Raw genomic sequence first — 2,665 nt, 5'->3', positions numbered from 1 at the left:
CTCTATATGGATGATGACCTCTTCGGCCCTGCTGTTCCGGCTCTGTCTCCACTCCGTATCCAGCACAATTCCTTGCAAGGATTTGATTTCGGAAACGGACAGGATGGACTCTTTGCACTGAAAGGTTCTCCAGCTGTAGAAGGAACCGCCTTGGATGATGACATCTTCGGTACCCTCCTATTGCCTGGTCCCGGTATGCCACGTAGTGTGGACCTATGGCCTATATTCCATACGGGTGTACCCAACTTCCCACCGTATCAGTTAGCTACAGGGAAAGAAGGAAACCCATTGGCAGCCGGTAAGCCATTCATCAACAACTTCCTACCCAACGGTGGTGACATGTTGCGACTGAATATGGCCGTACCACCTACCGACCGTCAGGACCCTGCTTTCAGTAGCCTCGGTATAGTGGCCGCAGCTGTGGCCGGTCTTACCGATCCTCAATACGCATCTACTGCTGATCTGCAGTTCATCCCCAACATGGATGGATTCCCGAACGGACGTAGACTGGAAGATGACGTGACACGTATCGAATTGCAAGCCGTGAGTGGTGTTGCCTTGGCCGCTATCGGTCTATGGTATGATGACTACACTGCAGGTGATCCGAATCCAGTGACACAGGATCTCCTGAACGTATTGACGTACAGTACAGGTGTAGAAGAGAACGACACCACCTTCAGAAGTGGATTCCCCTATGTGCAACTGCCATGGGAAGGAACCGGGAAATGCGGAGGTGCAGTGACTCAGGCCAAAAGCATGAGCACACCTACCTCGACCGTGAAGGGATTGGGCATCAATGTACCAGCAGTAAGTCTGGTGGCAGCTCCAAATCCTTTTGTAAGCTCCACCACCTTCACCTATACCGTGAACACCCCAGGACAAGTGGGTATCTACGTATACGATATGCAAGGCCGTCTGGTCACCACACTGGTGGACCAGGATATGAAGGCCGGCAGATATCAGGTAGAGTGGATCGGTGAGGATCGACCAGAAGGCATCTACCTCACCCAGGTAGTATCCAATGGTAAGGTGGTCCAATCCATCAAATCAGTGAAGACCAAGTAAAAAAACAGGTTATAGGGAGTCGTCATCCATAGATGATGTGCGGCTCCCTGTATCCGCAAACAACGAATACCATGAGAACTATGACCCCTACAACAGCAGGATATCTCTTGACCGCGATACTCCTAAGCTCACTACTCATCCTCAATGGGTGCAGTGAAGCCAAGACACATAAAAAAGACACTATGATCCACTCATCTACACAGACTTCGCAGCAGGCGCTCCCTGATGTCTTCATTCGTACCGGTGCGCTCAGCGAAACGGCTGAATGGGATCGCACCATCCAAGTAGTCGCTCAACTGACCGAGCGATTGAAAGAAGAACCCGATCATGTATCTAGCCTTATACGGATGTCCCAGATCTTCATGAATGAGGCGCGGATCACTGGTGAGCACGGACATTACTATCCGGCCATCCTCGATATTCTGAATCATGTATTGACCGTACCTGGGATCAGCGATGATGAACGATTCGATGCGCTCAGTATGAAGTCGGCCGTGCTGCTTTCTCAGCACAGATTTCCAGAAGCCAGAGATGTGGCCTTGGAAGCGGTACCATTACGACCTCACAACGCACAGATCTACGGTGCATTGGTCGATGCGCATGTAGAACTCGGACAGTATACAGAAGCCATCGTATTTGCCGAGAAGATGATGGATTTACGTCCTGACCTCCTATCCTATTCCCGTGCCTCGTATCTAAGAGAAATACATGGGGATATGGAAGGTGCAAAGGAAGCTATGGACCTGGCGGTGAAATCCGGCTATCCAGGCAATGAGAACACGGCATGGTGCAGACTGACCCTTGGTCAATTGCATGAGAAGACCGGAGATCTCGAAGCAGCTGAAGCTCAATACAGACAAGCTCTGGCCGAGCGACCGGACTATCCCTTCGCAACAGCCGCTCTGGCGAGTGTTGCCCAGAAGAAGGGTGAGTATGCTCAGGCAGAAGAACTATTGGAATCGGCTATAGCGGTCATCCCTGAAGTGTCTTTCTATGTGCAGATGGCAGAACTGTATGCGAGCACGGATAGAGAGGAAGAATCTCAACAGAAATTCCAAGAAGTATTGAATATGATGGCCGATGATGAACTACATGGTCACCGTATGGATATAGAGTATGCCAAAGCCTATCTGCATCTCGATCAGGATTATACAGCAGCGTTACAACGTGCGATGGTCGAGTATGAGCAACGTCCAAAGAATATTGAGGTCAATAAACTCCTTGCTCAAATCCATTTTGCCATGGGCAATGTAGATAAGGCGGCCCAGCACTTGGATGTCGCTACACGCACGAATACTCAATCCCATGAATTGCTAAATCTGAAAGGCTTGATCGAGGTTGAAAAAGGAAATGACGAAGTAGGCAAGAATTATCTCCTCCTCTCGAAGAAGATGAATCCATATCAGTCCGATATGTATTCCAAAACAGCAACAGAATTAATGGCCACATTATAGAACTAGGATTTTTGGTTGTAGGTCATAGCTAGGCGACCTGGTAGACTCTATCAGGTCGCCTTCTTCATACCGCCATCTATGGATTCGCTTTCATTGATCGAATATCAGGGCATCGACATAGTCCAGCTGTATGTCCTCCATCCAAT

Annotated in this window: 2 protein-coding genes; both read left to right on the top strand. The window is 49.4% G+C overall.

Annotated features, from left to right (window positions below; all coding sequences use genetic code 11):
- Positions 1-1,065, top strand: a 1,065-nt coding sequence (locus HKN79_11095) for a DUF4331 family protein (GenBank protein NNC84112.1), incomplete at its 5' end; no start/stop codon positions are given.
- A 71-nt stretch (positions 1,066-1,136) separates the two neighbouring features.
- Complete coding sequence (locus tag HKN79_11090) at positions 1,137-2,519, top strand: tetratricopeptide repeat protein (protein ID NNC84111.1); 1,383 nt, start codon at positions 1,137-1,139, stop codon at positions 2,517-2,519.
- The last annotated feature ends 146 nt before the right edge of the window (positions 2,520-2,665 follow it).

Source organism: Flavobacteriales bacterium, from assembly GCA_013001705.1.
GTDB lineage: Bacteria > Bacteroidota > Bacteroidia > Flavobacteriales_D > JABDKJ01 > JABDLZ01.
This window is presented reverse-complemented; position numbering and strand designations above follow the sequence as displayed.

Coding starts and splice junctions, on each gene's coding strand:
- HKN79_11090 (NNC84111.1), top strand. CDS start 1,137: ATGAGAACTATGACCCCTACAACAGCAGGATATCTCTTGACCGCGATA.